General features: G+C 68.2%; 7 protein-coding genes. 1 reads left to right on the top strand and 6 read right to left on the bottom strand.

Going from position 1 to position 6,625, the window contains the following annotated elements:
- Positions 1-147: 147 nt before the first annotated feature.
- Together FBZ88_RS18660 and FBZ88_RS18655 are read right to left on the bottom strand one after the other, a co-directional pair.
- Positions 148-1,035: a transporter substrate-binding domain-containing protein gene (locus FBZ88_RS18660; RefSeq protein ID WP_145618697.1), complete on the bottom strand. Its 888-nt coding sequence runs from the start codon at positions 1,033-1,035 to the stop codon at positions 148-150.
- A gap of 86 nt (positions 1,036-1,121) precedes the next feature.
- Entirely contained in the window at positions 1,122-1,922 is an 801-nt protein-coding gene (locus tag FBZ88_RS18655; RefSeq protein WP_145610672.1) for an ABC transporter ATP-binding protein, read from the bottom strand.
- A 318-nt stretch (positions 1,923-2,240) separates the two neighbouring features.
- Here FBZ88_RS18655 and FBZ88_RS18650 point away from each other — a divergent pair, with 318 nt between their 5' ends.
- Entirely contained in the window at positions 2,241-3,212 is a 972-nt protein-coding gene (locus FBZ88_RS18650) for a hypothetical protein (RefSeq protein WP_186454737.1), read from the top strand.
- 155 nt (positions 3,213-3,367) lie between these two features.
- Here FBZ88_RS18650 and FBZ88_RS30335 read toward each other — a convergent pair whose 3' ends face one another.
- The 4 genes from FBZ88_RS30335 to mtgA form a co-directional block, all read right to left on the bottom strand.
- Positions 3,368-3,520 carry a hypothetical protein gene (locus FBZ88_RS30335; RefSeq protein WP_186464481.1) on the bottom strand — a complete coding sequence of 51 codons (153 nt, stop codon included), beginning with the start codon at positions 3,518-3,520 and terminating at the stop codon, positions 3,368-3,370.
- Position 3,521: 1 nt separating this feature from the next.
- The gene (gene feoB, locus FBZ88_RS18645; RefSeq protein WP_186464480.1) at positions 3,522-5,414 is read right to left on the bottom strand and encodes a ferrous iron transport protein B; all 1,893 of its coding nucleotides are present in this window, start codon (positions 5,412-5,414) and stop codon (positions 3,522-3,524) included.
- Complete coding sequence (locus tag FBZ88_RS18640) at positions 5,411-5,812, bottom strand: FeoA family protein (RefSeq protein ID WP_145618696.1); 402 nt, start codon at positions 5,810-5,812, stop codon at positions 5,411-5,413. The genes feoB and FBZ88_RS18640 overlap by 4 nt, the downstream gene beginning before the upstream one ends.
- Positions 5,813-5,954: 142 nt before the next feature.
- Complete coding sequence (gene mtgA / locus FBZ88_RS18635) at positions 5,955-6,605, bottom strand: monofunctional biosynthetic peptidoglycan transglycosylase (protein ID WP_246138739.1); 651 nt, start codon at positions 6,603-6,605, stop codon at positions 5,955-5,957.
- Between the last annotated feature and the right edge of the window lie 20 nt (positions 6,606-6,625).

The following is a 6,625-nucleotide window of genomic DNA, read 5'->3' as shown; positions in this document are numbered from 1 at the left end:
CTAAGTCGCTACCAGCGGGCCCGCTAAGGCCCTAGGCCGCGACCGCGGCCGCCGGAGCGAGTACCGAAGGGCGCAGCGAGGATAGCCAAGGGGCGGATGCCCCGCCGGCGCCTGAGGCAACCCAAGACTCGGCGCTTGAGGGAAAAATCACTTCGCCGACGCGTCGAAGTGGAACCACTGTTCCGCCAGCTTCTTCATGGTGCCGTCTTCCTTGGCGGCGGTAATGGCGTTGTTCAGGGCGTCCAGCAGGCGGCCGTCGCCCTTGCGCAGGGCGGCGGCGATGCCGGGGCCCAGCAGGCCGCCGGTGATGCCGGGGCCGAAGGTGGCGGCGTTCTGGCCGTCGGTGCCCTCCAGGAAGGGCTGCCAGCCGGTCATGTCGGCCAGGCCGGCGTCGACACGGCCGGTCGCCAGGTCCAGCGACAGGTTCTGCAACGTATCGTAGCGGCGGATGGTGACGGTATCGCCCAGGTAGGTGTCCAGGAAGTTGGCGTGGATGGTGGCCACCTGCACGCCCACGGTCTTGCCCTTCAGCGCCGCCTTCAACTTGTCCATGGCCTGGGTGGAGGCCTCGTCCATGTTGGAGATGTCCAGCCGCTGCAGGCCGAAGTCGATCTTGGTCAGGGGGCTGTCCTTGGGGGCCACGAAATAGGCCGGGGTCACCACGTAGGGAACGGTGAAGTCCACGGCCTGCCGGCGGTCTTCCGTCACGGACATGCCGGCCAGGATGACGTCATACTTGCCAGCCTGCAGGCCGGGGATGATGCCGTCCCACGCCTGGGCGGCGATCTCGCACTTCACGCCCAGGCGCCGGCACAAATCCTTGGCCAGGTCGATCTCGAACCCCTTCAGCGTGCCGTCGGGCTCCGCCACGTTGAAGGGCGGGTAGGCCCCCTCCGTCGCCACACGCAGGGGATTGGGCACCCCCTGGTCGGTCACGGTGGGCGCGCCGGTGCCGGACGGCGTGCGGTGCGTCGCCAGGTACGCAGCCCCGGCGACCACCGCCACCGCGATCAGGCCCAAGACCAGCTTCTTCATGAAACCCCCTACGAAACCAATGACGGGACGGTCCGCATCAACACCCGGTGTCCGATCGGCCGCCGCTCTTTGTTGTCCAGTATGCCTTAAGCGGGCCGGGCCAGGAATTGCCGGCAGCGGTCGCTGCGGGGGTTGCCGAACACCTCGTCGGGCGTCCCCTCTTCCTCCACCCGGCCCTGGTGCAGAAACAGGACGTGGGAGGAGACGTCGCGGGCGAAGGCCATCTCATGCGTCACGATCAGCATGGTGGCGCCCTCGTCCGCCAATTGGCGGATGACGCGCAGCACCTCGCCCACCAGCTCGGGATCCAGCGCCGAGGTCGGCTCATCGAACAGCATGACGCGGGGCTGCATCGCCAGCATGCGGGCGATGGCGGCGCGCTGCTGCTGCCCGCCCGACAACTGGCTGGGATAATAATCCTGCCGCTGGCCCAGGCCCACCTTGTCCAGCAGGGCCTTGGCCCGGTCCATCGCCTCGGCCCGGGGGACGCCCAGGACATGCACCGGCGCCTCGATCACGTTCTCCAGCACCGTCATGTGGGTCCACAGGTTGAAGCCCTGGAACACCATGCCGAGGCGCTGGCGGATGCGGTCCACCTGTTTGCGGTCAGCCGGCACCGCCGCGCCGCGGCGGTCGCGCCCCATGCGGATCAGTTCGCCATTCACCCAGACCTGGCCCTCGTCCGGGGTCTCCAGCAGGTTGATGCAGCGCAGCAGCGTGCTCTTGCCCGAGCCGGAGGATCCGATGAGGGAGATGACGTCGCCGTCCCGCGCCGTCAGGGAGACGCCCTTCAGCACCTCCGTCTCGCCGAAGCGCTTGTGCAAGTCCCGCACAAGAATGGCGGTGTTGGCTTGGTCGGCCACGGCGACAGCCGGCGATTGCGTCATAGGACCCCGAAATTCGTCCGGACCCATCCGGACCTGAAAGCGCACCCGGCCGGCGCGGCGATGGGGGCCGCGCGCCAGCCGGTGACCGTGAATGACCGTGGGACGTTTCCTTGGAAGGAAACCCCGAAGCCGGCAAAACTACCGTGCGCCGCCCGGGACGGAAAGAGGTTTCCTGTCACGGCCCAAAGCGGGGACTGCAGGCCTTGACGGCACCCAGGGCCGATGCAGCCCCCGCCAAACGTGGTAGTGTGGCCTGGCACCCCGACGCCCGGCGGCGATGGGGCGCCGTCGTTCATCATCCGGAACCGTCCAGCGCCCATGAGCACAGGCATCCAGCCCGCGGCCAACCGCAGCACACACTTCCTGTTCGACCACAAGGTCTTCACGGTCGACGGTTGCCGCTTCATCCTGTCCAAGACGAACGATGAGCCGGTGATGTGCATGAAGCTGGGCAAGCTGGACGTCGAGGTGCCCATCGAGAAGATCTGCACCGAGTTCGGCATCCAGCCCAAATCCTTCGACGGCCAGCTGCTGACCATGGCGGCCAAGGGCCTGCGCTATGTGCGCGAAATCCGCCCCGGTGACACCATTCCCAACGAGCTGATCGACGGCACCGCCAGCTGGCGGGTGGACGAGCGGCATTACAATGTGGCCAAGGGCCGCCTGACGGTGCAGCTGGTCACCTGGCTGACGGGCGGCGAGACCGTGGTGTCCAGTCCCGAGCAGCTGGAACAGGTGGTGGAAGACCCCGGGACCAAGGCCCGCGTCCACGAGGCCTTCCGCATGATCGCCAACCGGCTGTCGCTGGCCGGCGATCCGGAGGAGGAGATCGGCCTGCACATCGACATGCTGGCCAAGGAGCTGTCCTATATCGAGGCACTGCGCGAGCGGTCCCTGGCCCTGCACAAGGTCCGCCAGGGGCTGGAGACGGCCCACCGCATCTACAAGGCCGAGCGCATGGTCAAGGAAGAGATCGTGCGCATGCAGACCTTGTCGCTGCCGCCTATCGCCGACCTGGAATCCCGATTCGCCCAGGTGGACGCCCAGACGGGTGAGATCCTGGCCATGCTGCGCAAGTTCGACCAGAACATCAGTTACATCCGGGAGATGCGCGACGATTTGCACCAGTCGCTGCTGCCCTGGGACGAGGTGCTGGATGGCTGGCTGACCGTGACGGTGGAGAAGAGCCCGGAGCTGGAGGCCCTGATGAAGCGGACCTACCACTTCCTGGCCAAGCGCTACAGCCAGGCCACCCAGTGGCGTTTGGCGACGCGGCCCGCGCCGAAATAAATTTCGGTACTATTCGTTTGCCTCAGGCGCCGGCAGGCCCGTCCGGGCCTTTGGCTATCCTCATTTTGCGGTCCGCTGCCGCTCCCCGCAAAACTCCGGCGGCCCCGGTCGGGGCCTAGGCTGGCGCTTTGAGGCTAGGCGGCTTTTTTTGACGCTCAGCTGCCGCAGTTGCAGCTGTCGGAGCCGCAGGGGCCGGGGGTCTTGCCAGCGGCGACCTGGCGGCGGCGGATGACGCGGCGGACCGTGGGGCGCAGGACCCAGGCCAGCGCCGCCACCACGATTACACCCACGATGATCTGCTGTAGCATCTCAAGCCCACCCCAGGCTGGCGGCGATGTGGTAGGTCGCGAACGAGGCCAGGTAGGCCAGGGTCAGCATGTAGACGAACATGATGGCCGGCCATTTCAGGGAATTGGTCTCGCGCCGCACCACGCCCAGGGTGGAGGCGCACTGGGGGGCGAAGACATACCAAGCCAGCAGCGATAGGGCCGTGGCCAGCGACCAGCTGTGGCCCAGCGTGTCCATCAGCGCGGTCACATTCTCCTCGCCCCCGCCCACGGCGTAGACGGTGCCCAGGGCCGCCACCGCCACCTCGCGCGCGGCCATGCCGGGGATCAGCGCCACGGTGATCTGCCAGTTGAAGCCGATGGGCGCCACCAGCGGTTGCAGCCAATGCCCGACCATGCCGGCGATGGAATAGTCGATGGCGGGATCGGTCGCGCCCGCCGGTGCGCCGGGGAAGGAGCTGAGGAACCAGATCAGGATCATGATGCTGAGGATGGTGGTGCCGGCCCGCTGCAGGAAAGCCTTGGCCCGGGTCCACACCCCCATCACCAGGTTCTTCACGTCCGGCACCTTGTAGGCCGGCAGTTCCATCAGGAAGGGTTCCACCGTGCCGCGCCACACCAGGCGCCGCATGACGAAGGCGACCAGCAAGGCACTTAGAATGCCGGCGGCGTAGAGCCCGAACATCACCAGCCCCTGCAGGGCAAACACCCCGCCCACCGTGCGGTCCGGCACGAAGGCGGAGATGATCAGGGTGTAGACCGGGATGCGGGCGGAACAGGTCATCAGCGGCGCCACCATGATGGTGGCCAGGCGGTCGCGCCGGTTGTCGATGACCCGGGTCGCCATGATGCCGGGAATGGCGCAGGCGAAGCTGGACAGCAACGGAATGAAGGCGCGGCCGTGCAGGCCAGCCCCGCCCATGATCTTGTCCATCAGGAAGGCCGCGCGCGGCATGTAGCCGAAATCTTCCAGCAGGATGATGAAGGTGAACAGGATGACGATCTGCGGCAGGAAGACGACGATGCTGCCCACGCCGGCGATGACACCGTCGGTGATCAGGCTGCGCAGGATGCCGTCGGGCATGGCGCCGTTGATCCAGGCGGCCAGCGCGTCGAACCCGGCTTTGATGCCGTCCATGGCCGGCTGCGCCCAGGTGAACACCGCCTGGAACATGAAGAACAGCACGGTCAGCAGGATCAGCAGCCCCGCCACCGGGTTCAGCAACACGGAATCCAGCCGGGTGGTCCAGGTGTCGGGCTTGGTCGGTGGACACACCGCCAGCTTGATGATGCGGTCGGCCTCGCGGTGGGTGGCGCGCACCTCTTCCGCCGATGGCTCGTGCCAAGTGTTGGCGCCGGCGGTCGCGGCCGCCGCCAGCTCCATGGCCGCGGTGTCGATGTGCTTCAGCAGGTCGGCCGTGCCGGCCTTGCGCACCGCCACGGTGGGCACCACCGGCACGCCCAGTTCGGCCGACAGGCGCGCGATGTCGATCTCGATGCCGCGATGCCTGGCGATGTCGAACATGTTGAGGGCCAGCAGCAGCGGCCGCCCCACCTGCTTCAGCTCCAGCACCAGGCGCAGCACCAGGCGCAGGTTGGTGGCATCGGCCACGCAGACCAGCAGGTCGGGCTCCGCCTCGCCCTTGAAGCGGCCCAGCACCACGTCGCGCGTCACCTCCTCATCCGGGCTGCGGGCGCGCAAGGAATAGGTGCCGGGCAGATCCAGGACCTGGATGCGCCGGCCCTCGGGCGTGGTGAAGCTGCCTTCCTTGCGCTCCACCGTCACGCCGGCGTAGTTGGCCACCTTCTGCCGGCTGCCGGTCAGGGCGTTGAACAGGGCGGTCTTGCCGCAGTTCGGGTTGCCGACCAGGGCGATGCGGGGGGCCGTCTGCAGGACGGGGGTGATGGCGTTCATGAGCGGCGGTCTTTGGCGATGGCATCTGCGGCGATGGCATCTGCGGCGATGGCGCGCGGGGCGGCCGGCTGGTGCCAGGCGGTGATCAGGATGGCCTCGGCCTCGCGGCGGCGCAGGGCCACGCGCATGTCGTCCACCTTCACGGCGATGGGATCGCGGCCGAACAGGCCCTCATGCAGGATTTCCACCCGTGCGCCCTCGACGAAGCCGATCTCCAGCAGCCGGCGCTCCAGCTCATCCGGGTCCAGGCTGTCATGCAGGGCGCCGTCCAGGCCCACGCGGATAACCCGGCCCACCTCGCCCCTCGCGGCCCTGCTCAAAGGGCGGGCGTCGGCGGGAAGGGCGTCCTGATCCGAGGCGGGCGCGTCCGCAGCGGCGGGGCGGGGGGAGAGATGCATCCGAATACGCCTCAGGCTCCGCTGCCGGAGCCCGTCTAAAGGGGGCTGTCCCGGGAACCGGCCCGGGGCGTCCCGGAAATTAATAGTTATTCTCACGCCTCTGTACAAGGGACGCGCGCCAAGCCGTCGCATGGGGCGGGCGCTAGCGCCTCAGGCACCCGTCCAGCCCGTCGCGGGCAACTATGGCGGCGCGCTGTTCGAGGATGCCGATGCGCCGGGCGACGTAAGGGCCGGGATGCCTCGCGTTCCACTTGCGCGGGCTGGGCAGCACGGCGGCCAAGGCCGCCGCCTGCGCGGGCGACAGGGCCGACGCCGGCACGCCGAAATAGGCGCGGGACGCCGCCTCCGCCCCATACAGGCCCTCGCCCCATTCCACGATGTTCAGATACATCTCCATAATGCGGCGCTTGCCCCAGATCAGCTCGATCAGCTCAGTGAAGCCGAACTCCACCCCTTTGCGCAGCCAGGTGCGGCCGGGCCACAGGAAGGCGTTCTTGGCCGTCTGCTGGCTGATGGTGCTGGCGCCGCGCAGCTTGTGGCCTTCCTCATCCTCGTCCATGGCGGCGTCCACCGCCTGCCAGTCCACCCCGTGATGGCTGCAGAAGCGGCTGTCCTCCGCCCCGATGACGGCGCGCTGCAGGGCAGGCGCGATGCGGTCCAGCGGCATGGGCGTCCAGCCCTGCATCGACACACCCTGCAGGCGGCGGATGAGCATCAGGGGCGTGCCCGGCGGGTCCATCACGGCATAAAGGCAGACCCAGCCCAGGGTGAGCACCACCCCTGTGAGCAGCACGACTTGCGCCCAGCGGAAGG

This window comes from Nitrospirillum bahiense (genome assembly GCF_007828025.1).
GTDB lineage: Bacteria > Pseudomonadota > Alphaproteobacteria > Azospirillales > Azospirillaceae > Nitrospirillum > Nitrospirillum amazonense.
Note: the sequence above shows the minus strand (reverse complement) of the source record. Positions and strands in the feature narration are given on the sequence as shown.

What these genes read in the sequence shown, in the direction of transcription:
- FBZ88_RS18660 (WP_145618697.1), bottom strand. Translation starts at nt 1,035, where the DNA reads ATGAAGAAGCTGGTCTTGGGCCTGATCGCGGTGGCGGTGGTCGCCGGG.
- FBZ88_RS18655 (WP_145610672.1), bottom strand. Translation starts at nt 1,922, where the DNA reads ATGACGCAATCGCCGGCTGTCGCCGTGGCCGACCAAGCCAACACCGCC.
- FBZ88_RS18650 (WP_186454737.1), top strand. Translation starts at nt 2,241, where the DNA reads ATGAGCACAGGCATCCAGCCCGCGGCCAACCGCAGCACACACTTCCTG.
- FBZ88_RS30335 (WP_186464481.1), bottom strand. Translation starts at nt 3,520, where the DNA reads ATGCTACAGCAGATCATCGTGGGTGTAATCGTGGTGGCGGCGCTGGCC.
- feoB (WP_186464480.1), bottom strand. Translation starts at nt 5,414, where the DNA reads ATGAACGCCATCACCCCCGTCCTGCAGACGGCCCCCCGCATCGCCCTG.
- FBZ88_RS18640 (WP_145618696.1), bottom strand. Translation starts at nt 5,812, where the DNA reads ATGCATCTCTCCCCCCGCCCCGCCGCTGCGGACGCGCCCGCCTCGGAT.